This window comes from Streptomyces sp. NPDC002754 (assembly GCF_053592315.1).
Genome location: NZ_JBSFVM010000034.1, coordinates 1 through 23044 on the forward strand (window position 1 = coordinate 1; position 23044 = coordinate 23044).

Annotated in this window: 21 protein-coding genes and 3 pseudogenes; 10 read left to right on the forward strand and 14 right to left on the reverse strand. The window is 68.7% G+C overall.

The genetic code is table 11. The features are described from left to right. Positions 1-215: 215 nt before the first annotated feature. Together ACWD2L_RS35840 and ACWD2L_RS35845 are read left to right on the forward strand one after the other, a co-directional pair. On the forward strand, positions 216-416 hold the full coding sequence (locus ACWD2L_RS35840; RefSeq protein ID WP_351333211.1) for a hypothetical protein: 201 nt from the start codon (positions 216-218) through the stop codon (positions 414-416). A 78-nt stretch (positions 417-494) separates the two neighbouring features. Further along, a complete protein-coding gene (locus ACWD2L_RS35845) occupies positions 495-1262 on the forward strand; it encodes an SDR family NAD(P)-dependent oxidoreductase (RefSeq protein WP_351333214.1) in 768 nt (255 codons plus the stop codon). Positions 1263-1335: 73 nt separating this feature from the next. On the opposite strand, the gene ACWD2L_RS35850 is transcribed toward ACWD2L_RS35845, so the two are convergent. The 8 genes from ACWD2L_RS35850 to ACWD2L_RS35885 are packed head-to-tail and all read right to left on the reverse strand — an operon-like array spanning position 1336 to position 9277. Beyond that, on the reverse strand, positions 1336-2199 hold the full coding sequence (locus ACWD2L_RS35850) for a TIGR03619 family F420-dependent LLM class oxidoreductase (RefSeq protein WP_351333216.1): 864 nt from the start codon (positions 2197-2199) through the stop codon (positions 1336-1338). Then, on the reverse strand, positions 2196-3272 hold the full coding sequence (locus ACWD2L_RS35855; RefSeq protein ID WP_351333219.1) for a DUF1214 domain-containing protein: 1077 nt from the start codon (positions 3270-3272) through the stop codon (positions 2196-2198). Before ACWD2L_RS35855 ends, ACWD2L_RS35850 begins: the two co-directional genes overlap by 4 nt. A 2-nt stretch (positions 3273-3274) precedes the next feature. Next, positions 3275-4465: a sulfotransferase family protein gene (locus tag ACWD2L_RS35860; protein WP_351333221.1), complete on the reverse strand. Its 1191-nt coding sequence runs from the start codon at positions 4463-4465 to the stop codon at positions 3275-3277. Between the two features lie 15 nt (positions 4466-4480). Further along, a complete protein-coding gene (locus ACWD2L_RS35865) occupies positions 4481-5269 on the reverse strand; it encodes an SDR family oxidoreductase (protein WP_351333224.1) in 789 nt (262 codons plus the stop codon). Then, complete coding sequence (locus ACWD2L_RS35870) at positions 5266-5646, reverse strand: nuclear transport factor 2 family protein (protein ID WP_351333227.1); 381 nt, start codon at positions 5644-5646, stop codon at positions 5266-5268. The genes ACWD2L_RS35865 and ACWD2L_RS35870 overlap by 4 nt, the downstream gene beginning before the upstream one ends. A gap of 12 nt (positions 5647-5658) precedes the next feature. Then, positions 5659-7572, reverse strand: coding sequence for a sulfate adenylyltransferase subunit CysN (gene cysN / locus ACWD2L_RS35875; RefSeq protein WP_351333230.1), 1914 nt, complete (start codon positions 7570-7572; stop codon positions 5659-5661). Next, complete coding sequence (cysD, locus tag ACWD2L_RS35880) at positions 7572-8477, reverse strand: sulfate adenylyltransferase subunit CysD (RefSeq protein ID WP_351333233.1); 906 nt, start codon at positions 8475-8477, stop codon at positions 7572-7574. The genes cysN and cysD overlap by 1 nt, the downstream gene beginning before the upstream one ends. After that, positions 8474-9277 (reverse strand): 3'(2'),5'-bisphosphate nucleotidase CysQ, encoded by an 804-nt coding sequence (locus ACWD2L_RS35885; RefSeq protein WP_351333235.1) that lies wholly within the window; start codon positions 9275-9277, stop codon positions 8474-8476. Before ACWD2L_RS35885 ends, cysD begins: the two co-directional genes overlap by 4 nt. 98 nt (positions 9278-9375) lie before the next feature. On the opposite strand from ACWD2L_RS35885, the gene ACWD2L_RS35890 reads away from it, so the two are divergent. Together ACWD2L_RS35890 and ACWD2L_RS35895 are read left to right on the forward strand one after the other, a co-directional pair. Continuing rightward, positions 9376-10023 carry a TetR/AcrR family transcriptional regulator gene (locus ACWD2L_RS35890; RefSeq protein ID WP_351333238.1) on the forward strand — a complete coding sequence of 216 codons (648 nt, stop codon included), beginning with the start codon at positions 9376-9378 and terminating at the stop codon, positions 10021-10023. A 293-nt stretch (positions 10024-10316) separates the two neighbouring features. Then, a pseudogene (locus ACWD2L_RS35895) lies at positions 10317-10796 on the forward strand (SDR family NAD(P)-dependent oxidoreductase); the annotation flags it as partial. Between the two features lie 484 nt (positions 10797-11280). On the opposite strand, the pseudogene ACWD2L_RS35900 reads toward ACWD2L_RS35895, so the two are convergent. Continuing rightward, positions 11281-11397 (reverse strand): annotated as a pseudogene (locus tag ACWD2L_RS35900) (transposase); the annotation flags it as partial. A gap of 49 nt (positions 11398-11446) precedes the next feature. Continuing rightward, positions 11447-11818, reverse strand: a complete 372-nt coding sequence (locus tag ACWD2L_RS35905) for a MerR family transcriptional regulator (protein ID WP_351333241.1) — start codon at positions 11816-11818, stop codon at positions 11447-11449. 162 nt (positions 11819-11980) lie between these two features. On the opposite strand from ACWD2L_RS35905, the gene ACWD2L_RS35910 reads away from it, so the two are divergent. Together ACWD2L_RS35910 and ACWD2L_RS35915 are read left to right on the forward strand one after the other, a co-directional pair. Next, the gene (locus tag ACWD2L_RS35910; protein ID WP_351333244.1) at positions 11981-12913 is read left to right on the forward strand and encodes an alcohol dehydrogenase catalytic domain-containing protein; all 933 of its coding nucleotides are present in this window, start codon (positions 11981-11983) and stop codon (positions 12911-12913) included. Between the two features lie 183 nt (positions 12914-13096). Next, on the forward strand, positions 13097-14164 hold the full coding sequence (locus tag ACWD2L_RS35915) for an IS481 family transposase (protein ID WP_351333348.1): 1068 nt from the start codon (positions 13097-13099) through the stop codon (positions 14162-14164). Positions 14165-14186: 22 nt separating this feature from the next. Here the strand turns inward: ACWD2L_RS35915 and ACWD2L_RS35920 are convergent, their stop codons facing one another. The 3 genes from ACWD2L_RS35920 to ACWD2L_RS35930 form a co-directional block, all read right to left on the reverse strand. Next, a complete protein-coding gene (locus tag ACWD2L_RS35920; RefSeq protein WP_351333246.1) occupies positions 14187-14369 on the reverse strand; it encodes a hypothetical protein in 183 nt (60 codons plus the stop codon). 314 nt (positions 14370-14683) lie between these two features. After that, the gene (locus ACWD2L_RS35925; protein WP_351333249.1) at positions 14684-15712 is read right to left on the reverse strand and encodes a LacI family DNA-binding transcriptional regulator; all 1029 of its coding nucleotides are present in this window, start codon (positions 15710-15712) and stop codon (positions 14684-14686) included. A 15-nt stretch (positions 15713-15727) separates the two neighbouring features. Then, positions 15728-18169, reverse strand: a complete 2442-nt coding sequence (locus ACWD2L_RS35930) for a glycoside hydrolase family 3 N-terminal domain-containing protein (protein WP_351333251.1) — start codon at positions 18167-18169, stop codon at positions 15728-15730. A gap of 248 nt (positions 18170-18417) precedes the next feature. Here ACWD2L_RS35930 and ACWD2L_RS35935 point away from each other — a divergent pair, with 248 nt between their 5' ends. From ACWD2L_RS35935 to ACWD2L_RS35950, 4 genes and pseudogenes are all read left to right on the forward strand, one after another. Continuing rightward, the gene (locus ACWD2L_RS35935; protein WP_351333253.1) at positions 18418-19758 is read left to right on the forward strand and encodes an extracellular solute-binding protein; all 1341 of its coding nucleotides are present in this window, start codon (positions 18418-18420) and stop codon (positions 19756-19758) included. Further along, entirely contained in the window at positions 19755-20657 is a 903-nt protein-coding gene (locus tag ACWD2L_RS35940) for a carbohydrate ABC transporter permease (protein ID WP_351333255.1), read from the forward strand. Before ACWD2L_RS35935 ends, ACWD2L_RS35940 begins: the two co-directional genes overlap by 4 nt. Position 20658: 1 nt before the next feature. Continuing rightward, entirely contained in the window at positions 20659-21552 is an 894-nt protein-coding gene (locus ACWD2L_RS35945) for a carbohydrate ABC transporter permease (RefSeq protein ID WP_351333258.1), read from the forward strand. Positions 21553-21647: 95 nt separating this feature from the next. After that, positions 21648-21829, forward strand: a pseudogene (locus ACWD2L_RS35950) (IS256 family transposase); the annotation flags it as partial. A gap of 50 nt (positions 21830-21879) precedes the next feature. Here the strand turns inward: ACWD2L_RS35950 and ACWD2L_RS35955 are convergent. Continuing rightward, positions 21880-22788: an HpcH/HpaI aldolase family protein gene (locus ACWD2L_RS35955; RefSeq protein ID WP_451193199.1), complete on the reverse strand. Its 909-nt coding sequence runs from the start codon at positions 22786-22788 to the stop codon at positions 21880-21882. Between the last annotated feature and the right edge of the window lie 256 nt (positions 22789-23044).

A 23044-nucleotide genomic window follows, 5' to 3' on the forward strand; every position in this document is an offset into this window, starting at 1 on the left:
GTCTCTCCTCGTACCGTCGGCGGCGTGCGTGCTGTTCAGGCGATTCGTAACGCAGGACCGGGAGTTGGAGGCGGCCGGTCCCGCTGATCGGGAGGTCGGCCGCGGCAGGCGCGAAGAGCCTCCGGCGGAATCCCGTGCACACCTCTTCCTCCTGGTCCCGCACGTTGCTAGCTTCCAAAAATAGAATTCATTTCAGGAGAGCAGGAGGAGGGCCCATGACGGTTGTCAATGACGTGGCTGCTGTGGACACGCCCGCTCGCAAGGAGCTTCCGCCGTCGATGGTCGAGCGGATGACGCTGATCATGGACACGGCGAGTTCTTTCCACAGCCTCATGACCGCGATCGGCGAGGCCGCGGTCGGCGGCCGGATACGGGTCCGAAGCGACGAGCCGGACAGCGGGCCGGGGACTTCCTGAAGCACCCCGATCGGCCACCGGCCACCGGTCATCGGTCATCAAGGCACGGGATCCCGGACGGGAGAGAGAAGCCGGAACATGCAACTCGAAGGACGCGTCGCGATCGTCACAGGAGCCGGCGACGGCATCGGCGCCGCGGTGGCCCGGTGGTTCGCCGCCGAGGGCGCCGGCGTTCTGGTCGCGGAACTGAACGAGGAGACTGGCCGCGCCACCGCCGAGCGGATCGGCGGCCGCTTCGTCCGCACCGACGTGGGCGACAAGGCGCAGGTGCGGGCGATGGTCGACACGGCGCTCGAGGAGTGGGGCGGCGTGGACATCCTGGTCAACAACGCCTGGTCGCCCGGGAACGTGGGCCGTGTCGAGGACAAGACCGACACGATGCTGGCCCGAGGCCTTGGCATCGGGTTCTACGGGCCGTTCTGGGCGATGCAGGCATGCTTCCCGCACATGCGCCGGCGGGGATGGGGACGTGTCATCAACATGTGCAGTCTCAACGGTGTCAACGCCCACATGGGAACCCTGGAGTACAACGCCGCGAAGGAGGCCCTGCGCACCCTCACCAGGACCGCGGCGCGCGAGTGGGCGCCGACCGGAGTCGTCGTCAACGCCATCTGCCCCGGTGCGAAGAGCGCCGCCTTCCACCGGATGATGAGCGAACACCCCGAACTCGAGGCCCAGGCCGCCGCCATGAACCCCATGGGCCGGATCGGCGACCCCGACCGCGACATCGCCCCCGCGGCGGTGTTCCTCGCCGGAGAGGGCGCCCGCTACGTCACCGGCAACACGCTCTTCGTCGACGGCGGGGCGCACATCAACGGGGTGGCCTGGGCGCCGGACCTGCCCTGAGCGGCCCGTAGGCACGTGTCACTGTCCCCCGAGGCGATCGCCTCGGGGGACAGTGGTCTTCGGCCGACCGGATTCAGCCGATGTGCTCGGCGGCGAACTCCCTGAGGGAATCCTGTTTCTCCTCGACCGGGCCGTCCATCGGCAGCCCCTTCATCGCCCACGGTGACACCGTCACGTTGGTGACACCCGCGGCCGCGAGCTCCGCGTAGCCCTCGGCGCCGTGGCGATCGGCGCCCGACGCCTGGATGTCGAAGGGCCGGTCGGCGGTGCCGAACTCCGCGCGCAGGGCGCGCAGTCGCGCGATGGTCGTGACCAACTCATCGAATCCCATCAGCGCCGAGGTCCACCCGTCGCCGACCCGGGCCGCGCGCCGCAGCGCCGCGTCGGTGTGGCCGCCGACGACGAGGGGGACCTCGCGCGGCGGAGCGGGGCTCATCCGGAGCCTGTCGAAGTCGTAGAACTCGCCGTGGTGTTCGACCATGCCTCCGCCGAGGACGAGCCGGATCACCTCGATCATCTCGTCGACCCGCGCACCCCTGCGCTCGTACGGCACCCCGCACCACTCGAACTCCTCGGGCGCCCAGCCGACCCCGACACCCAGCTCGAACCGTCCCTGGGTGAGGTTCGCGACCGTGCCGACCTGTCTGGCCAGGAGCAGCGGGTTACGGGAGCCGAGCTTCAGCACGTTCGTCCGGAAGACGAGGGACCGGGTCACGGCGCCCATCGCGGCGGCGGCGATCAGCGGGTCGGCGAACGGGGCCTCCTCGGTCCACATGCGCCGACCGTCGGACGTATAGGGGTACTTCGCGGCGGCGCGCTCGGAGAAGAACACCGAGTCCGGCAGCGCGACGGCATGGAATCCGCACTCCTCGGCCGTCCTCGCCAGCGGCACGAGCTGGTCCAGCGGCACCATGGCCGGCGCGAGCGTGAACCTCATAGCCCCGCACCCGGCAGCTTCACGACCTTCGACGTCGGGATGGGATGCGCATCGGCCTTGATCCAGCGCAGCGCGAAGGTGCCCTCACGGTGCCCGTCCGTGTTGATCCAATTGCCGTGGCCCGGGTCCTTCGCCGCCACCACGATGGTCAGGGTGCCGTCGTCGTTGAGCTTCGCCGTGTGGTTGTTGAGGTAGATGTTGGTGCGGTGGTAGTCGAGGGATTCCATCCAGAAGTTCTGGAGCACGAAGTTGAAGTACTCGCAGTTCGGTACCTCGGTCTCGATCACCCACTCCTCGTCCTCCGCCAGTTTCCAGTAGCCGTGGAGATAGAAGATCGTCGGGTCCCCGCCGGCCTTCTGGAAGTAGTCCTGGCCCCAGTCCACGATCTCGTTGGGCCGAGGCGCGAACTTGCGGCACCACTCGAGGAAGGTGTTCGCGGTGCCGCGGACGTTGCCGACGGCCGCGGTGAGCCGCTCGCCGATCTGCTCGGGGGTCAGCGGGGTGAACTCGCCGTCCGGGTCCAGGCATTCGATGGTCAGCTCGGCGGGGATCTCGTGGGGGCGGTCCTGGTGGGTCTGCCGCACGGAGATGAGATTGCTGTCCGGTGCGAGCGGGAGCCAGTCGCCTTCCGCGGGCTTGTCCACGCTCGCGATGATCGAGAACCCGCCGTGCTCGTCGACCGTGAGGTCGTGGGCGTGCAGATCGCCGGTCTGCAGCATGGTGCCGTCGATGTGGTAGCGGTTGACGCGTGACCCGAACGTCACCAGCGGTATGGTGCCGCGCCTGCCGGTGATCCGGTAGGTGTGCCTGCCGGAGATGTTGGCACGCATGTAGACGTTGTCGGGGTTGTCGGCCCCGATCTTGGTGCTCATGTTCGGGTTGGGCGCCGATGTGAAGCTCGGCCAGCGCGGGTCGGTGTACTCGACGCAGTTGATCGTCGCGTACCGGAGCAGACGGCTCAGGTAGCGGACGCCCTCGGCCTGCGTCAGCGGATCCTGCGGCACGATGTCGTCCTGCAGGACGCTCCCGGCGTCCAGCAGATCGGCGCAGAACTTCTCCCATACGGCGTTCATGGTCATTCCCCTTGCTCGGTCGGATGTGTGCGGACACCGGGTCGTGCGTGGGTGGCGAAGTGTTCGTCGACCTCGGCCCCGGTCAGGCCGAAGTCCTCCAGGTAGTAGCGGTGTTCGGGGCGCCGGTGGGCGCCCAGGCTCCTGCGGTGCGAGGCCTCGATCGCCTCGCGCGCGACGGCCGTGAACTCCAGGCCGAAGTGGCCATAGATGTCCTCGACGGTGCCGAGCGGATCGGTGACGAAGTCCTGGTAGTCGACGTCGAGGAACTGCCGGGGGTCGTAGCGGCGGCGGGCCGTCTCGAAGTGCTCGATTCCCCGTGACCACAGGGCGAGTTGGGTGCGGCCGATGGTCTTCCGGTCGTATGCCTCGGACATGTCGTGCTTGCCCTGCTCCGCGAGGCTGCAGGTCGAGGCCATCGCCGTGCGCGGCGCGCGGTGCGTCCGGATGATGAGGGCGTCCGGGTAGATCCGCATGATCTCGTCGAGCGCGAAGACATGGCTGGGGTTCTTGAGCACCCAGCGCTTCTCCGGGTCGTTCATGCCGATCAGTTGCAGGTTCTTCTTGTGCCGGGCGTAGGTGTCGGTCCAGTCCTGTCCGGCCAGCCACGTCGAGTACGTGGGGAGGTACGAGACGCACTCGAAGGCCACGGAGCGCATCGACTGCTGCAACAGCTGCCAACATTCCTCGACTTCGTCGGCGTCCATGAAGTGCACCTTCATCAGCTCCGCCTCGTTGCGCCGACGCGCGGCGAAGTGGGCCTGGACGCGCTGGAAGTCGGGGTGGTCCGGCCAGTCCTCGCGGGTGGGCCGCGGCTGCGGGGCCTCGGCGAGCCATGTCTCGATGCCTTGCTGGCCGGGGTCGGCGGACAGCAGCCGGTGCAGCGCGGTGCTGCCCGTGCGCATGAGGCCGCAGACGAAGACCGGCCGTTCGATCGGTACCTCGGTGTGCTCGGGATGCCGGGCGAACGCCGCCTCGCTGAGCACCCTGCCCTTCAGAGCCTTCGTCAGCATGGCGCGCGCGATGGTCCTGCCGTGCGGGGTGAGCCGCGCGTCGTTGTCGAAACTGGAGATCAGTACGTCGAGGCCCTCGCGGAAGTCGTCGTCGCCGAAGTCGGTGAGCCCGGTCGCCTCGGTGGCCAGTGCGAGGAGTTCGTCGGCGGTCCCGACCGTGGGGGAGTGATGGTGGACGGTCATGTGTGTCTCTCCGGTTCAGTGGTGGGCGTGCCCGCAGTTGACGTCCAGGCACTGCCCGCTGATCGCCCGCGCGTGGTCGGAGGCGAGGAACACCGCGGTGTTCGCGATGTCGTCGGGTTCGGGCAGCCGGCGCAGATCGGTCTCCGCCGCGATCTCGTCGTAGAGCACGCTCGGTTCGACGCCGCGCTCGCGCGCCAGGCGCTCGAACCACGCCTGGACCGAGTCCGCCCAGATGTAGCCGGGCGCCACGGAGTTGACGCGCACCCCCTGCGGCCCGAGCTCCAGGGACAGGCTCCGGGCGAGGGCCAGCAGCCCCGCTTTCATGACCCGGTAGGTGCCGAACCCCGGCAGCCGGTTCCGCAGCACCATCGAGTTGATGACCACGATCGAACCCTGGGCCTCCACGAGCGCGGGCGCGACCTTGCGGGTGAGGCTCAGGGCCGCCAGCAGGTTGATCTCGAGCCCCTGGCGTACGTCGTCGGGTTCCGCGTCGAGGAGCCGGACCTGGGCGGGCTGGACGAACGCGTTGTGGACCACCGAGTCGAGGCGGCCGAAGGCGTCGTGCGCCTGCTGCGCGAGGTTCTCGACCGAGGCGTCGTCGGTGAGGTCGGCCGGCACCACGGCGGCCTCGCCACCGAGGCCGCGGATCTCGTCGGCGACCGCGTCCAGCCTGGACCGGGTGCGGGCCGCGAGCACCAGCCGGGCTCCGGCGAGGGCGCTGCGTACCGCGAGGGAGCGGCCGAGGCCAGGGCCCACCCCGGACACCAGGACGACCTTTCCCTCCAGCAACGGGATCCGGGTCACGGCGCCCACTCCACCGGGTCGGCGAGCGCCAGGGGATCGAGGACCACGCTGAGCGAGACGATCCGGCACGCGTCGTCGAACTCGAACAGGTCGGTGGCCACGAAGGGAGTCATGCCGGCCCGCTCGACACGGAGTTGTGTCGCGGCGAATCTCCCGGTCACGGTGATCGGCGAGAGCAGGCCGACGGTGAAGTCGACCTTCGCGTTCTCGGTGTCGAACGCCCGGATCTCGTCGACCCCCCGGTAGGCGGCGACACCGAGCGGCTCGTGCTGGACGGCGTCCTCGGCGAACAACGCCACGAGCGCGTCGACATCGTGGCTGCCGAGGTGTCTAACATAGGACTCGATGGCCGAGTGGATTTCTTCCCGACTGGGCATGGGGCTCCTTTGTCAGGCGATGGCGCCGCGCGAGCGAAGCACGTCGACGATCCGGTCGGCCGCCTCCGCCGGCGAGGCGGACGTGGTGTCGATCCGTACCTCGGGGGAGAGCGGGGGCTCGTAGGGCGAGTCGATTCCGGTGAAACGGGGCAGCTCGCCGCGGCGCGCCTTCCGGTAGAGCCCCTTCGGGTCCCGCGCCTCGGCGACGTCGAGCGGGGTGTCCACGTGCACCTCGCAGAACCGCTCGGGCCCGACCAACTCCCGGGCCGCCTCCCGCTCGGCGCGGAAGGGCGAGATGAACGACGCGATGACGACCAGACCCGCGTCGGCCATCAGCCGGGCGACCTCGGTGACGCGCCGGATGTTCTCCACCCGGTCGGCATCGGTGAATCCGAGGTCCCGGTTCAGGCCGTGGCGCACGTTGTCGCCGTCCAGGAGATAGGTGTGCACGCCGAGCGCGTGCAGCCGGCGCTCGATCTCGTTCGCGATCGTCGACTTCCCGGAGCCGGACAGGCCCGTCAGCCACAGGACCTGGGGGCGATGGCCCATCAGCTCCGCGCGAGCGCGTTCATTGACGTCGACCACCTGCCAGTGCAGGTTGTCCGCGCGCCGCAGCGGGTGCGCGATCATGCCGGCGCCCACCGTGTTGTTGCTCAGCCGGTCGATCAGGATGAAGCCGCCGGTGTCCCGGTTGGCGCTGTACGCGTCGTACGGCACCGGGCGGTCGAAGCTGATGTTGCAGACGCCTATCTCGTTGAGCGCGAGGGTGTTCGCCGCCGCCTTCTCCAGCGTGTTGACGTTGATCCGGTGCTTGGGCCGGGTGATCCGTGCCTGCACGGTCATGGTGCCGATCTGGCAGAGATACGAGCGCTCGGGCAGCATCTCCTCCTCACCCATCCACACCAGGTGAGCCTCGAACTGGTCGGCGACACCGGGCGCGTCGTCCGCCACGGCGAGCACGTCACCGCGGCTGACGTCGATCTCGTCGGTCAGCGTGACCGTGACCGACCGGCCGGCCGTGGCCTCCGTCAGGTCGCCGTCCCTGGTGACGATCCGGGCGACCGCCGACTCCCGGCCGCTCGGCAGCACCCGCACCCGGTCGCCCGGCCGCACCACGCCGCTGACGATCTGACCGGAGAACCCGCGGAAGTCCAGGTCCGGCCGGTTCACCCACTGCACGGGCAGCCGGAACGGGGCGGCGCGGAGGTCGTCGTCGATCTGGGCGGTCTCCAGGTGCCCCATGAGCGTCGGGCCTCGGTACCAGGGGGTGTTGGGGCTGCTCTCGATGAGGTTGTCCCCGACGTACGCCGATATCGGGATGGCCACGACGTCGCTCAGACCGATCTCGTCGGCGAAGGCGGAGTACTCGCCGACGATCCGGTCGAAGACCTCCTGCGAGTAGCCGACGAGGTCGAGCTTGTTGACCGCGAGCACCACGTGCCGGATGCCGAGGAGCGACACCAGGTAGGAGTGCCGGCGGGTCTGGGTGAGCACGCCCTTGCGGGCGTCGACCATGATCACCGCGAGGTCCGCGGTCGAGGCCCCGGTCACCATGTTGCGGGTGTACTGCTCGTGGCCGGGCGTGTCGGCGACGACGAACTTGCGCTGTTCGGTGGAGAAGTAGCGGTAGGCGACGTCGATCGTGATGCCCTGCTCGCGCTCGGCGGCAAGCCCGTCGACGAGCAACGCGAAGTCGAGGCCCTCGCCTTGGGTGCCCATCTTGCGGGAGTCGGTCTCCAGCGCGGTGAGTTGATCCTCGAAGATCAGCTTGGACTCGTAGAGCAGCCGGCCGATCAGGGTGGACTTGCCGTCGTCGACGCTGCCGCAGGTGAGGAAGCGGAGCATGCTCTTGCTCGCGTGCTGCTCGAGGTACTGCTCGATGTCGTCGGCGATCAGATCGGTCGCACGGGTCAACGAACGGGTCATCAGAAGTAGCCCTCCTGCTTCTTCTTCTCCATCGACGCACTGCTGTCGTGGTCGATGACGCGGCCCTGGCGTTCCGATGTGTGGGTCAGCAACATCTCCTGGATGATGTCGGTCAGGGACTCGGCGACGCTCTCCACGGCCCCGGTGAGCGGGTAGCAGCCGAGTGTGCGGAAGCGCACGCTTCTCAGCTCGGGTTCCTCACCCGGCAGCAGCGGCATCCGCTCGTCGTCGACCATGATCAGCGTGCCGTCGCGTTCGACGACCGGTCTCCTCGCCGCGAAGTAGAGCGGCACGATGGGGATGTGTTCCTGCCGGATGTACTCCCAGACATCGAGCTCGGTCCAGTTGGACAGCGGGAATACGCGCACGCTCTCGCCGGGCGACTTGCGCACGTTGTACATCCGCCACAGTTCGGGGCGCTGCTTCTTCGGGTCCCACCGGTGTTCGGCCGAGCGGATCGAGAAGATGCGCTCCTTGGCCCGCGACTTCTCCTCGTCCCGGCGCGCACCGCCGAACGCGGCGTCGAACTTGTAGAGGTCCAAGGCCTGTTTGAGCCCCTCCGTCTTCCACATGTCGGTGTGCACGGCCGACCCGTGGGTGAAGGGGTTGATCCCCTTCTCCACGCACTCGGGGTTCCGGTACACCAGCAGGTCCAGATCCGCGGCGGCCGCGGTCTCGTCGCGCAGGGCGTACATGTCGCGGAACTTCCACGTCGTGTCGACGTGCAGCAACGGGAACGGCAGTTTGGACGGGTGGAACGCCTTGCGCGCGAGGTGCAGCATCACCGCGCTGTCCTTGCCGACCGAGTAGAGCATCACGGGGTTCTCGCTCCCCGCGACCGCCTCCCGCATGATGTGCATGCTCTCGGCCTCGAGCCGTTCGAGGTGGGTCAGAGTGGGTGTCATCGTCCAAGTACCCCCAGCGCACGGTCCGTCAGTTCGGGACGGCAGATGAGCAGATCGGGCAACCAGGGGTTGGCCTGGTTGTAGTGCGGCTCGGATCCGTCGATCCGGGACACGTGCAGTCCGGCGGCGCGGGCGACCGCGACGGGCGCCGCCGAGTCCCACTCGTACTGGCCGCCGGCGTGGGCGTAGATGTCGGCCTCGCCGCACACCACGGCCATCGCCTTGGCCCCCGCCGAGCCCATCTCGATCAGTTCGGCGCCGAGCGCCTCGGCCATGGCCATCACCGGCTCGGGCCGACGGGTGCGGCTGACGGCCACGCGGGGCACGGCGGGCAACGTGGCGGGTGCGGCGAATGTGTCCGCCGTCGAGAAGGTGACACCGAGGCCGGGCATCGCGACGGCGCCGGCTACCAGTCGCCCCGCCTCGACCAGCGCGACATGCACGGCCCAGTCGGAACGTCCCGGTTCACCGAACTCGCGTGTGCCGTCTAGGGGGTCGACGATCCACACCCGGTCTGCCGCGAGCCGGGCGGGGTCGTCGGCGCCCTCCTCGGAGAGCACCGCGTCGCCGGGGAATCGCTGGGCGAGCGTGGCGACCAGAAAGTCGTGCGAGAGCCGGTCACCCGTCGCGCGCACCTCGGAGGGATCGGCGCCGGCGCGTTCCCGGTCCGTGCGATGGGCGAGCAGCAGGGCACCGGCCTCGGTGGCGGTCTCCGCCGCCGCCCGCCCGTCGGCGGCGCGGCGCCGAGCGCTCCGGGAGGAGTGCGTGAGCACAGTTGATGACGCATCAGGGTTCGTCATGGGGAGGACTGTAGACCCGGAATGAACATCGTTCAATCCATTCTGAACAACGTTCGTTCTTGGCTCTCCGTGCCGGCAGGGCCGACTAATGTGAGCGCATGAAGGATTCGAACAAGAAGTCCGTCTACGGCGACGCGGAGGCGCGGCGCCGGATGACGCTGGACGCGGCCGCCGAGCTCCTGGACGAGGGCGGGTACGCGGCACTCACCATCCGGTCGGTGGCCCAGCGCGCGGGCACCAGTACCGGGCTGATCTACCAGTACTTCGCGGACAAGGAAGAGATCTTCATCGCCCTGCTCAGCGAGAGCCAGATCGAATCCACCGCCTTCGTCGAGTCTCTCCCCAGGGATCAGGGCGTCGCGGCGCTGCTCGCGTCGGTGATCCCCCACTCCGCCCGTCAGTGGAGCCGGGTGGGCAGCCTGACCGCGACCTGGAGCAACTCCGAAGGCGACGCTCGGTACGATCGCAAGTCGGTCCTCGAACTGCGCGAGACGGCACGCCGCTACGACGAGGCGCTGCACACCGCTCTCATCGAGGCGGCCGACCGGGAGGGCCGCACCCTGCGCGAGGATCCCGCACTCGTCCGCTTCGTGGTGGCCGCGCTGATGGGCGTCAGCGAAAACCTCGCCAACAACTGGGCCCAGCACCTCGATCCGCAGGACTTCATCGCCTTCGCCGCCGACACCATCACGCGAGGCATCACCGCACCGGGTGCGACCGAATCCTCCGGCCGACCGGTGGGGTGAGACCGCTGCAGCCTCGAGCCGGTCCGGCAGGTGCGCCAATCGCAGCGGGCTCGGCGGCGGCAGCACACCGCGGGCAGGGTGGCTGCGGAAGGACTCCAGGAGGTACGCGACGAGTCGGCGGGAGGCCGCCGGGCCGTCCGGGAGTGCGGTGACCAGCGCGTCGTTGGTCAGCCAGACGATTCCCGGGTCGGACGGGTGGACGTCGGGCCGCAGCGCGCCCGCGGCCTGGGCCCGGCGCACCAGATCGGTGATGTCCTGCTGGAAGTCCGTGGGCTCCTGGTCGGGCGCGGCGCGCCAACGCCGGCATCGGCACCGCAGCTCCGTTCGGCGAGGTGACGGAGGAACTGATCGACTCGCTGTTCGTCACCAACGTCAAGGGAGCGATCTTCACCCTGCAACTAGCGCTGCCGCTGCTCAGTGCAAACGCTTCGGTGATCCTGACGGGATCGACCGCCGGGACACGGCCTGACCCGGGACTCGAGGTCTACGGAGCGACGAAGGCCGCGGTCCGCAACCTGGCCCGCGGTTGGGCCCACAGCTCGCGCGCGCATGGCTTTCGGGTCAACGTCGTATCCCCGGGTGGTACACGCACCCCTGGCCTGCTTGAGCTGGTCCCGCCCGAGGTTCTCGAGCAAGCAGAAGGTGAAGTCCCTCTTGGTCGGCTCGCCGAACCCGAGGAGATCGCCGCCGTGACGACGTTCCTTGCCTCGGACGCGTCGAGTTTCGTCAATGGTGCCGAGTTCTTCGCCGACGGTGGTTACGCGCAGGTGTGAGTGCTCTCTTCATGGAAGGGCCGGACTCCGAGACCCTCTGGGCTCGTAACACGATCACGATCCGGGCCACTTGAGGCGTCTCCACGCACGCGCGGGTCGTTGGCGGTGTGCGCCCCGAAGACGGGGTTCCCTATCGGGCGTACTTGCTGTCCCGGTCCCGGAGGAGGAAGCGCTGCGACTCCAACCGGGGCCCCTGGGTGGGCGGTGGGGCCGGAGTGCTGCTGCGTGGGGTAGATGCCGGCTGCGTGGAGGATCTCCCGGACTGTGGACGGGGCGATCGGGTAGCGGACGCGGGCGATCTGACGGCGCAGCACCGCGTTCTCATGCCGTAACGCGAGAGTCTCTGCGTCTTTGGCCGTGCGGCTGCGCAGTACGGCAGAAAGGCACCTTGATCAGGCTCCGGACCAGGGTGGTGACGGTCGACAGTGACATTGAAGGATCAAAACTGTATTTCCGAGCGGGACACGTGGGTGGCAACACCGGAGCGGAACTCTGACAGCACGCTGTGGTCGACGCCCGGATCCTGAAGGTCCAGGCCGAGTGCGTACTTCCAGGCGAGGTTCTCGCGAACCTCGTCAGCAGCCTGTCGGTCGGTCAGATTCGCGGCCTAGTTGTGTTGTTGCATGAGGTTGGTTACGCGACAGGGCCTCTCACTCTCCGGCGTCATCGAATCCGTCGCGCAGGGCTCGCAGCGCCTCCAGCTGCCGCGCGGTGCGGTCGTGAAGTTCTTGGAGTAGGGCGATACGGCCGTCCAGGGCTCCGACGGCCTGGGTGTATTCGCTCTCATCGAGTGCCTCGTAGGTCTCCGCATCGCAGACCGCTCGCACGGTAGAGGTGATCTCGTCGAGGGTCAGACCGTAGTCGAGCAGAGTCCTGATATTGCGCACCCGGCGGGCGTCGCTGTCCTGGAATTCGCGGTATCCGTTGGGCAGGCGAATCGAACACAGCAGGCCCGCTGCCTCGTAGTGGCGGATCTGCCGGGGCGAGGAACCGGAGATCTGCGCCAGCTCACCAATCTTCATGAGGACGCTCCCTATGGGCACGGTGCGCGCTTGACCTTGACACGGATGTCAATGTCTACCTTAACGCTCAGGAGAAACCGCGGCGAATACTGCTTTTGCCGCATAACGGGTCGATGGCAGCTTCGTCGTCCCGAAGGCCCTGACAGCACAGGAGGAGTCATCATGCTGCGTGTCGAGTTCGATCGTTTCGGCCCGCCCGAGGTCCTGGAAGTGCGGGAGCGGCCGGAACCGCTGCCGACCCGAGACCGCATCCGAGTACGGGTCCGGGCCCGCACCGCCAACGTCAGTGATGTGGAGCTCCGGCGCGGCGACACCCCGCAACGACTCAAGGATCTCGGCCTCGCCTTCCCCGCCGTACTGGGCTGGGACTTCGTCGGTACTCTCATCGATCCGGCTCCGACGCTCCCCGCCGGCTCCGCTGTGGTTGGTTTCGTCCCTTGGCTCGGTTCGGAGGTGGGCCGCGGCACCTATGCGGAGGTCATCAGTGTCGCGCCGCAGTGGGTGGCCGCGCTGCCGCCGGACCTCGATCCGGCGCGTGCCGCCGTCTTCGCGATGAACGCCCTGACTGGCGCGCAGGCCACCGATCGCATGGGGCCCCTTGAGGGAGCGAACATCCTGATCGTTGGTGCTGGCGGCCCGGTGGGCATGAGCGCTGCCACCGCGGCTGCAGCTGCGGGGGCGCATGTCTATGTCACCGGCTCGATGGCAGACGAGGCGCTTGCCGCTCAGGGCTACGCGGGAGGGCTCCTTCGTGGCACGCCGGAGGAGATGGCCACTGCGGCCCGTGAGGTGGTGCCGGGTGGCATGGACGCGGTCTTCAACGCCGCAGTTGCGGGCCCCGGGCTGATCCGCGCGGTGAAGGACGGCGGCGCCTTCGTCTCCATTCACGTCGCCGACAAGAACGAGCCGGAGCGCGGCGTCGCCGTCGAGAAGGTCGTAGTACAGGCCGACCCTCCTCGCCTGACCTCCCTGCTCACCACGTCTCTCCTCGACCGGATCCGCATCGAGACGCTCCCGCTTGCCCAGGCACGCGAGGCCCACGAACGCCTCGAGCGCGGTGGCCTTGCCGGGCGCAAGATCGTGCTGGTCTCGTAGGGCCACCTCTTGCGCGGATACGGAGAGTGGCAGCAACGGCGACGCCGACGTCTCCCACGCACGCTGACAGGCCAGCCGCAGACAGCCGCCTGGCAAGGCATCCCCGAGGGGAGCCGTCCTGGTGGCCTGGCCGCTGGGAGACCGAGGGCGTCCGGATGCGCATGAACTCCGCGTCCTGACATGGTGGGCCACCCCAACGCACCGCTGACACCGGAAGGGCGTCGCCGGCTCTGCGAGCGAGTGGACGCCGGACGCCCGATCGCGCATGTTGCGGCCGAGGCCGGCGTTTCACGGCGCTGCCTGGGCAAGTGGTACGCCCGCTGGACGGCGCACGGCGAGAACGGACTGCTCGACCGCTCCTCCCGGCCGGATGCCAGCCCGGACCACACCGCCGAGGAGGTCGCGGACCTGGTGGAGGCGCTGCGACGGCAGACCAAGTACGGCCCCGTCCGCCTCGCCGCCGACCTCGAACGCCTGCACGGCATCACTATCTCCCCGGCCACCGTGCACCGTGTTCTGGTCCGGCGAGGTCTCAACCGGTTGCGCGACCTGGACCCGCCCACCGGCGAGCAGATGCGCGAGGTCATCCGCTACGAGTACGAACACGCTGGTGACCTGGTCCACGTCGATGTCAAGAAGCTCGGACGCATCCCCGAGGGCGGCGGCTGGCGCATGCACGGTATGGGCACCGAAGCAGCTCGCGCCTCCAAACGGACCGGTCCAGGCAACGGCAAAGTCGGCTACGCGTACCTGCACTCGGCGCTCGACGACCACTCCCGGCTCGCCTACACCGAGGCCCTGGACGATGAAAAGGCCGTGACCGCGGTCGCCTTCTGGCACCGCGCCGTCGCCTTCTTCGCCGCCCATGGCATCGCCCCGCTCCGCCGCTGCCTCACCGACAACGGTGCCTGCTACCGCTCCACGACCTGGGCTGACGCGCTCACCGTGACCGCCACGAAGCACAAGCGCACCCGCCCCTACACCCCGCGCACGAACGGGAAAGTGGAGAGATACCAGGGGACGCTCGCCCGCGAGTGGGCATACGTCCGCGACTACAGCTCCGAGCACGAACGCCGCATCGCACTCGCCGAGTTCGTGAACTACTACAACCACGAGAGACCACACGCCGCGCTCGGCGGCCGACCACCCATCAGCCGGACTGCCGGAAGCGACTACCGCCTCGTCTTCGACCAGCCGCCAGAACCGATCGCGGGCATCCCGCAACAGCTCACCTTCGAGGACCTCGTGTAACCAACCTGGTGAGACACGACACCTAGTGCACCACCGTGACCACTTGGCCGAACGCGTCAGCAAAGGCGGCGTCCGGGAACGGCTCGCCGAGCCGGTCATGGACCTGCACCGCCAGCGGCGCCTCCCGCCTGCCCCGGTACGTCGCCCGGATCGCCGCCGTGACCTGCGGATCCGGCTCAGGCCAGGACTGTCGCTGCATCGGCACGACACACTCCGATCTCCAAGGAAGCACGACAAGACCAGCGACCAGCATGATCCCGTCCGCAGGAATCGTCGTTCCTCAGTGACCAACTCCGGCTCACCGTATGTGAATTGGATCAGCCGCAAGATCGCGCAGTGCTCGCCACGCCGCCGAGATCGAGAACCGGTCGGACAGTATCTGCACGGTCGCATCCGTCGGCGTCGGCGAGGGTCCCAGTCCTGCCGGGCGAGAAGCTGCGCGTCGATGCTTCCGTTGCTTGTGAATCGACCAGCGAAGCGGTGAACACCGAACGAGGGGCTGATGCAGGCCAGGCGTACCTACGTTCGCGTCGACGCCTCTTCCTGAGGCGGCGCGGTCGACGCCCGTACGACGAGTTCCGTGGCGAGTTCGATGTGGTGGGACTCGACCCGCTCGCCGTTCGCGAGGCGCAGCGCGGTGCGCAGCGCGACGCCGCCCATCTCGCGCAGTGGCTGGCGCACGGTGGTCAGCGGCGGTGACGCCATCCGGGCCAGGTGTGTGTCGTCGAAGCCCACCACGCTCAGGTCCTCGGGGATGCGCAGGCCGCACGTTCGGGCAGCCTCGATGGCGCCGAGGGCGATCTCGTCGTTGCCCGCGAAGATCGCCGTCGGTGGTTCGTCCAGTCCAAGGAACGCGGTGGCGCCGAGCAGGCCGGCTCGGTGCGTGAACGCTCCGTGCCGGACGTAGGTGTTGGGCGTCGGGGCGCCCGCTGCCTCCAGGGCGGCGCGGTAGCCGTGCATGCGGGCCTGGTTGCACACGGCCATGGTCGGTCCGCCGAGATAGCCGACGCGGCGGTGGCCGAGACGGAGCAGATGCCCGGTCGCGGCCAGGCCGCCGGCGAAGTTCGTCGCTCCGACGCTGTGAACCTGGCTGTGCGGCAGGTGGAGCGGGTCGAGGACCACCAGCGGAAGTCCGGCCTTGGCCAGCTGCTTCACATGTGCGGAGGTGTACATGCTGGTGACCGCGATGAGAGCGTGCCGCCCCGCCGACACCAGGTCCCGCGCCCAGTGCGGGGCGGGTGATGACTTGCTGATCACGACCGAGGTGCCCAGTTCGGCGGCGGCTTCGATGATGCCCTCAAGGGCTTCGACCGAGTACGTCTTGAGGTCGTTGTTGAACTGCACCTCGATCGTCGGGTTCTTCGCGGCCTCGCTGTGCCGGAACACCGGGGCCAGGTAGTCGTGCTCGCGAAGCAGCACCTGCACCCGGGCACGGGTCCCCGGCGCCACGTCGCTGCGGTCGTTGACCACTTTGGACACGGTCGCGACGGAGACCCCCGCCTCGCGGGCGATGGTCGCCAGGGTGGTGCGTCTAGCGTGCGGTGGCATCGGCTTCTTCCAGGGTTACGTCCACTCCGGGGTGACGTCCACCGGTGTGGTGAACCGCCGGTCGTGGCCGACCTCCCGGGTGGGGCCCGTCAACCGTACGGTAGCCCGGCAGGGCAGCTCCTGCGACGAGGTGCCGACCTGCACGTCGACCTCGCCGGGTTCGACGATCCGGGTGAGATCGCGTCCGGTGAACGCGGTCCGGTCGGCGTGCACCCGGAAGTTCACGCGCGCACTCGCCCCCGGATCGAGGTCGACCTGCGTGAAGCCGGTCAACTGCCGTACGGGTCGCGTGACTTGGGCGACGGTGTCGCGCAGATACAGCTGGACGACCTCGCGCCCCGACCTGGCACCCGTGTTGCGCACAAGCACCGACACCGTGAACTCCCCGTCGGTGGGGATGTCGTGCGCGCTCACGCGCAGGTCCCCGATCTCGAACGTGGTGTACGACCTGCCGAATCCGAAGGGGAACAGCGGCGTCGGGTCGACGCTGCTGATGCCCTGCGTGTGTGCGCCGAGCGGCGGCTGCAGATACGTGCCGGGCTGTCCGCCCCGGCGGCGCGGAATCTGCACCGGCAGCCGGCCCGCCGGCTGGACGCGCCCGGTCAGCACACCCGCGATCGCCGCCGCACCCTCTTGTCCCGGCATGAACGCCTGGACGAGGCCGGCCGCCCGGGGATGCACCTCGCCGAGCGCGTACGGGCGACCGGACAGCACGACCACGACCACGGGCGTCCCGGTGGCGAACAGCTCCGCGAGCAACTCGGCCTGAACACCCGGCAGTTGTAGGTCCTCCACGTCGCAACCCTCGCCGGACGTGCCTGCTCCGAACAGACCCGCGCGGTCGCCCACCACCGCGATGCACAGCTCCGCCTCGCGGGCCGCGGCCACCGCCGCGGCGAAGCCGGACCGGCCCTCCTCGCGCACGTCGCACCCCGGCTCGAAGACGATCTCGGAGTCCGGGAGTTCGCCGCGCAGCGCGTCCACGACCGTCGGCGCGGAGATGCCGAGCGGCAGACCGGGGTGGCGGGGCAGAACGTGGTTCGGGAAGGCGTAACAGCCCATGAGGGTGCGCGAGTCGGCCGCGCACGGCCCCACCACGGCGATTCGCCCCGGCGCCGCACGCCCCGCATCCGCGTCGAGGAGCGGCAGCGCGCTGCCCTCGTCGAGCAGCACGACGGATCGCTCGGCCAACTCCCGCGCAAGGGCCCGGTTGTCCGGTGAGTCCAGGTCCGTTGCCGCGGCCGAGGCGACCGAACCCTCGGGCGTCCAACCGGGATCGAGAAGGCCGAGCTCGACCTTCTGGGTCAGCAGCCGGCGCACCGCCCGGTCGAGCAGGGACTCGGCAAGCTCGCCACGACGGACCCGTTCCTCCAGGTGCCGGCCGAACGTGAGGGTGTCCGGCAGCTCCACGTCGATGCCCGCGCCGAGCGCCATCACGCCCGCCTCGCCGAAGTCGGCCGCGACCCCGTGCAGGCCGGAGAGGAACGCCAGCGACCCGTAGTCGGAGACGACCGTGCCGGTGAACTGCCACTCTTCGCGCAGCAGTTGGGTCAGGAGCCAGGGGTCGGCTCCGGCCGGTACTCCGTCGATGTCGGAATAGGAGTTCATCACGGAGCGGGCACCGCCCACCGCGATCGCCGTCTCGAACGGTGGCAGGATGACATCCATCAGTTCGCGTCGGCCGATCGGTACGGGGCCGTGGTTGCGGGCGCCGCGGGCGGCCGAGTACCCGGCGAAGTGCTTCAGGGTGGTGATGACACCCGCGCCCTCCACCCCGCTGACGTACGCGGCACCGAGCATCGACACCAGGTACGGGTCCTCGCCCATGGTCTCCTCGACCCGGCCCCACCGGTAGTCCCGCACCACGTCCAGGACCGGTGCGAGCCCCTGGTGCACTCCGACCGCCCGCATGTCCCTCCCGATCGCCCCGCCGAGGCGGTGCACCAGGTCCGGGTCGAAGGCCGCCGCCCACGCAAGCGGAGCGGGGTAGACGGTGGCGCCGTAGGTGTTGAACCCGGTGAGGCACTCCTCGTGGGCCAGGGCCGGGATGCCGAGCCGGGAGCTCTTGACGACCGCGTGCTGCTGCGCGACAAGCAGGTCCGCGCCCTTCTGTACGCTCACCGGACGGCTGCCGTACACCCGCGTGAGGTGGCCGAGCCCGTCCTGCGCCGCCTCCTCGAGCGGAACCCGCCCCGCCTCCTCGAACACGGCCTCCAAAGGGGCCACTTGAGGTCGCTCGGCCTTCCCGTCACCGGCCTTCCCGTCACCGGTGTCGCCGTCGTCGGCCGCTTTGCGCCCCACGAAGTTGCCGAGCCAGCGGCTGCCGAGCTGTGCGACCTTCTCCGTCACCGTCATCTCGGCGAGCAGTGCGTCGACCCGGTCGGACACGGGCAGCACCGGGTCCTGCCAGCGCGGCAAGACCTGCCCTTTCCCGGCAAGTGAATCAGCTGCGGACATGCGCATCCTCCTCTGTCCTCAGCCGCAGCGTGTCGAAACATTTTCGATGTCTGTCGCGGCTTCTGTGTGCGTCGTGTCTGCCGGACGCTACGCACAAGTGCCTTGCCCCACAACGTTATTGCGCATGCCTTGACACCCCCGTGCCCGCTACCTAATTTGCACTCACAGAGCTAAACGCTGGTTGGATTTCGAAAAGTTTTCACGGTGGCTCATGAGCTGCCGACGGCTCCCGAGTGCGGAGAACAGATATGGAAATCCCCCTCTCACGACGTCCCGTCTCAAGACGGACCGCCCTCGGCATCGCCGCCGGCGTCCCGCTCTCCGCGGCGCTCGCGGCCTGCGGCTCCTCAGGGCCCAGCAAGAACGGTGCCGGCGGCAAGGGAGCCACTTACTGGTACCTGAGCGGCCAGCCCGACGAGGGCGTCAGGGCCGATACGGTGGCGGCCTTCAACAAGTCCCACCCCAAGAGCCAGATCGCCGGCACCGCCTTCCAGAACGACGCGTTCAAGACGAAGATCAAGACCGCCATCGGCGCCGGGAAGGCGCCCACCATCATCAAGAGCTGGGGCGGCGGGACGCTGCGCAGCTACGTGGCGGCGAGCCAGGTCGAGGATCTGACCCCGTGGTTCGAGCAGCACCCCGAGGTCAAGAAGACCCTGTTCCCCACCTCGTTCCCCGCGGCGACCGTCAAGGGCAAGATCTACGCGATGCCCGTCGAGCGGGTGCAGCCCATCTTCCTCTACTACAACAAGAAGGTCTTCGAAAAGGCCGGTGTGAGGCCGCCGCAGTCGTGGGACGACATCATGTCCCTGGTTCCCAAGTTCAACGCCAAGGGCATTGCCCCGTTCTCGCTCGGCGGGCAGTCCCGGTGGACGAACATGATGTGGCTGGAGTTCCTCTTCGACCGCATCGGCGGCCCCGAGGTGTTCCAGGCCATCTTCGACGGCGAGAAGAACGCCTGGTCCGACCCCGCCGCCATCAAGGCCCTTGGCATGGTGCAGGACCTGGTCAAGGCCAAGGGTTTCGTCAAGGGCTTCTCGTCGATCACCGCGGACTCCAATGCCGACCAGGCGCTCCTGTACACCGGCAAGGCCGCGATGATGCTGCACGGCTCCTGGTCGTACGGCATCCAGAAGCACGACGGCGGTGACTTCGTCTCCAGCGGCGGCCTGGGCTACATGAACTTCCCGTCCGTCGCGGGCGGCAAGGGCGATCCGAGCAATACCGTCGGCAACCCCGGCGAGTACCTGTCCATCTCCTCGAAGGCCAGCGCGGAGGAGAAGAAGATCGCCAAGGAGTTCTTCGCCAAGGGCATGCTGCAGGATGCCGAAGTGAAGGCGTGGATCGACGGCGGCGGCGTTCCGGTCAAGGTGGGCACGGAGAAACTGCTCGCCGCTTCCAAGGACGCCGATTTCCTGCAGTTCACGTACGACATTGCCACCAAGGCCAAGACGTTCAGCCAGTCCTGGGACCAGGCGCTCAGCCCGACGGCGGCGGAGACGCTGCTCGACAACATCGCCAAGCTGTTCCAACTGTCCATCTCGCCCAAGCAGTTCGCCACCAACATGAACAAGGTCATCGGTACATGACCTCGCTCACCGCCCACCCGCCGCGTCGCGGTCGGCGCAGCATCCTGCCGTGGCTGACCGCGCCGGCGCTGGTGGTCTTCGTCGGCTTCGCCGTCATCCCGCTCGTCGGCGTCTTCGCCCTGTCCTTCACCACGTGGGACGGCATCGGCGCCATCCACCCCTCGGGTCTGACCAGTTGGCGGTCCGTGCTCAGCAACCCCGGCCTGCCGCACGCGGTGTTGGTGACGTTCGGGGTGATGATCGCGTCCTGGGCGTTCCAGACGCCGATCAGTATTCTGCTCGGTACGTTCATGGCGGGACGCCAGCGCTACCGGGCGCTGCTCGGAGTGGTGTACTTCATCCCGCTGATGCTCAGCTCAGCCGCGATCGCCGTCGCGTACAAGGCACTGCTCAACCCGACATTCGGGCTCGGCGCGGGACTTGGCGTCGACTGGCTCAGCAAGGACTGGCTGGGACGGCCCGGACTCGCCTTCGGCGTCGTCATCTTCATCGTCTCCTGGCAGTTCGTCCCCTTCCACTCGCTGATCTACCAGGGTGGTGTGCAGCAGATTCCGAAGTCCCTTTACGAGGCGGCCCAGTTGGACGGCGCCGGGCGGATCCGGCAGTTCTTCAGCATCACGCTGCCCCAGCTGAAATACACCATCATCACGTCGTCGACGCTGATGGTGGTCGGATCGCTGACCTTCTTCGACCTGATCTACGTCCTGACCGAGGGAGGACCAGGAGACGCCACCCGGGTCCTCGCGCTCGACATGTACAAGCGGGGCTTCCAGGCCAACCTGATGGGTCCGGCCAGTGCCATCGCGGTCATCCTCGTCCTGGTGGGTCTCGCCTTCGCCCTGCTGCTGCGCCGGCTCGGCGGCAGGGATGCCGCCGCGAGCCAGCTCGAGGGAGCCTGACGTGACGACCACACTGACCAAGGCACAGCGTCAGGAAGAGACCGCCCGTCGCGAGCGGCGCCCCCGCCCAGCCACTCAGCGCCGCAACTGGCTCGGCGGCCTGGCCGGCTGGTTCTGGCTCGTCATAGTCGCCGTTCCCCTGTACTGGACGCTCATCACCAGCTTCAAGGCCCAGAGCACCTACTACGCGAGCAACCCGCTGGTCCCGTCCGGCGACCCCACTCTCGACAACTACCGCCTCGTCCTCGAAAACGACTTCGTCGGCTACTTCGTCAACAGCGTCGTGGTCACCGTCGGCGCGGTGGTGCCGGCGGTTGCGATCTCCTTCATGGCCGCCTACGCGATCGTGCGCGGCGGCCGCGCCCGCTACCTGCGCGCGGTCAACGGCCTGTTCCTCATGGGCCTGGCCATCCCGCTGCAGGCGACGGTGATCCCGGTGTACCTGATCATCATCAGGCTGCATCTGTACGACAGCCTGCTGGCGCTGATCCTTCCGTCGATCGCCTTCGCCATCCCACTGTCCGTGCTCGTCCTCGCCAACTTCATCCGGGACGTGCCCAAGGAACTGTTCGACTCGATGCGGGTCGACGGCGCCACCGAGTGGGGCACCCTGTGGCGCCTCGCGGCCCCGCTCACCCGCCCCGCCATCATGACCGTGAGCATCTTCAACGCGCTGACCATCTGGAACGGATTCCTGCTCCCGCTGATCCTCACGCAGAGCCCCGACATGCGGACCCTGCCGCTGGCCCTGTGGACCTTCCAAAGCGGCGAGCACGGCGTCAACGTCCCCGCCGTTCTCGCCTCTGTCGTCCTCACCACGCTGCCGCTCCTGATCCTGTACGCGTTCGGCCGCCGGCAGTTGCTCAGCGGCCTGACGGCCGGGTTCGGCAGGTGACTGGGCCGGATGTGCTCGGACGCGCCTGGCGCGGTGGCGTCCGAGCGGATCCGGCGGCTATTGGCCGAGCGCGAGGACGTTCACATCCGTACGGGTCTGTGACGGCCCGTGGGCCCTTCCCCACGGAACAGGCCGCTCTGAAGTGTGTCTACCTGGCCGTGTCATGAGCCTGGATCCCACCGGCACCGGACGCAAACGCTGGACCATGCGCTGGAAGGCCGCGCTCCAAGCCTTCGACATCACCTTCGACGGCCGACTCACCGCCGGTCGCAGCTAGATCAACCCGACCGAGTTCCACCGATCGCTACACAGACCCGGGCTGGGGTATCAGGAGCCTGGCGCGCCACACCGCGGTGGACGCCCGGCCGGTGTCCGGCGCGGCAGCCGCCGTGCGTGCCTGCTGCAACTGGTCAGCGGCGGCGTTCGCGAGCAGTGCCACGTCGGAGGTGACGGCGAAGAACGCGCCCCGGCGGCCAGCCAGTCGGGCAGGTGGGCGGCAGAGCCCATTACTCCGGCGGGAGACGTCTCGGCGCGGGCCGCACGGATCGCTGCGCAGGATGCCGCGACGACATCGGGGTGACCGGGGTTGCCCGCGTGGCCCATGGACGCGGCCAGGTCGGAGGGGCCGAGCAGGACGGCGTCGGCTCCGGGAGTACGGGCGATGGCGGCGGCGTTCTTCACAGCGGTCGCCGACTCGATCTGCACGATCACACCTGTCGTGGTGTCGGCGGCGGCTTGGTAGTCCTCGAACCGGCGCCACCGTGAGGAACGCCCGAGGCCGCTGCCCATGCCGCGGATGCCGTGCGGCGGATAGCGGGTCGCGGCGACAGCTGCGGCGGCGTCCTCGGCCGTGTCGATCATTGGGATGAGGAGGGTACGGGCGTCGATCTCCAGGTATCGCTTGACGGTGACGGGGTCCGCGGACGGCAGGCGCACCACGGCCTCGGTCCGGGGGCGGCCGGCGGGCAGGCTCGCTGCGGCGCTGTCGATCGCCTGGAGTTCGCGGAGCACGGAGCGCACGTCGTTGGGGGCGTGTTCGGCGTCGATGAGCAGCCAGTCGTAGCCGATGCCCGCGAGGATCTCCGCCGGGTACGCGTCGGCGAGCGCCAGCCAGAGGCCGACCTGTCGTTCACCGGCCCGCAGGCGGTGCAGGAAGGTGTTCGTGGGGGTGGGGTGGGTGTGCGTCCTGAGAGTGGAGTCGGCCCTGCTGGCCGCGCTCGGCGACGACCGGCTCAAGGTTCTGGAAGCCTTGTCGCTGCTCGTGCGGTCGATGGAGTCGAGGCTCGCGATTGCCTCGAAGGAGGCACCGGCGGGTGAGTTCGCGGGAGGACTCGGCGGCCCGGAGTCCTTCATCGCGGGTGGGGAGTGTGGGTGCGCATCTTGATTTCCCGGGGCCGCGGCGAGATCGCGTGAGAGGCGCCGGCAGCCGGAGCGCTCACGAGCGCGCTACATGCCCTTGACCTGACGTGGAGGTGCCAGTTCGGGCTTCCGA

Excerpts from the sequence above, each read along its gene's own strand:
- ACWD2L_RS35845 (WP_351333214.1), top strand. The coding sequence starts at position 495 with ATGCAACTCGAAGGACGCGTCGCGATCGTCACAGGAGCCGGCGACGGC.
- ACWD2L_RS35910 (WP_351333244.1), top strand. The coding sequence starts at position 11,981 with ATGCTGCGTGTCGAGTTCGATCGTTTCGGCCCGCCCGAGGTCCTGGAA.
- cysD (WP_351333233.1), bottom strand. The coding sequence starts at position 8,477 with ATGACACCCACTCTGACCCACCTCGAACGGCTCGAGGCCGAGAGCATG.
- ACWD2L_RS35850 (WP_351333216.1), bottom strand. The coding sequence starts at position 2,199 with ATGAGGTTCACGCTCGCGCCGGCCATGGTGCCGCTGGACCAGCTCGTG.
- ACWD2L_RS35855 (WP_351333219.1), bottom strand. The coding sequence starts at position 3,272 with ATGAACGCCGTATGGGAGAAGTTCTGCGCCGATCTGCTGGACGCCGGG.
- ACWD2L_RS35860 (WP_351333221.1), bottom strand. The coding sequence starts at position 4,465 with ATGACCGTCCACCATCACTCCCCCACGGTCGGGACCGCCGACGAACTC.
- ACWD2L_RS35870 (WP_351333227.1), bottom strand. The coding sequence starts at position 5,646 with ATGCCCAGTCGGGAAGAAATCCACTCGGCCATCGAGTCCTATGTTAGA.
- ACWD2L_RS35840 (WP_351333211.1), top strand. The coding sequence starts at position 216 with ATGACGGTTGTCAATGACGTGGCTGCTGTGGACACGCCCGCTCGCAAG.
- ACWD2L_RS35885 (WP_351333235.1), bottom strand. The coding sequence starts at position 9,277 with ATGACGAACCCTGATGCGTCATCAACTGTGCTCACGCACTCCTCCCGG.
- ACWD2L_RS35925 (WP_351333249.1), bottom strand. The coding sequence starts at position 15,712 with ATGCCACCGCACGCTAGACGCACCACCCTGGCGACCATCGCCCGCGAG.
- ACWD2L_RS35930 (WP_351333251.1), bottom strand. The coding sequence starts at position 18,169 with ATGTCCGCAGCTGATTCACTTGCCGGGAAAGGGCAGGTCTTGCCGCGC.
- ACWD2L_RS35940 (WP_351333255.1), top strand. The coding sequence starts at position 19,755 with ATGACCTCGCTCACCGCCCACCCGCCGCGTCGCGGTCGGCGCAGCATC.
- ACWD2L_RS35935 (WP_351333253.1), top strand. The coding sequence starts at position 18,418 with ATGGAAATCCCCCTCTCACGACGTCCCGTCTCAAGACGGACCGCCCTC.
- cysN (WP_351333230.1), bottom strand. The coding sequence starts at position 7,572 with ATGACCCGTTCGTTGACCCGTGCGACCGATCTGATCGCCGACGACATC.
- ACWD2L_RS35905 (WP_351333241.1), bottom strand. The coding sequence starts at position 11,818 with ATGAAGATTGGTGAGCTGGCGCAGATCTCCGGTTCCTCGCCCCGGCAG.
- ACWD2L_RS35890 (WP_351333238.1), top strand. The coding sequence starts at position 9,376 with ATGAAGGATTCGAACAAGAAGTCCGTCTACGGCGACGCGGAGGCGCGG.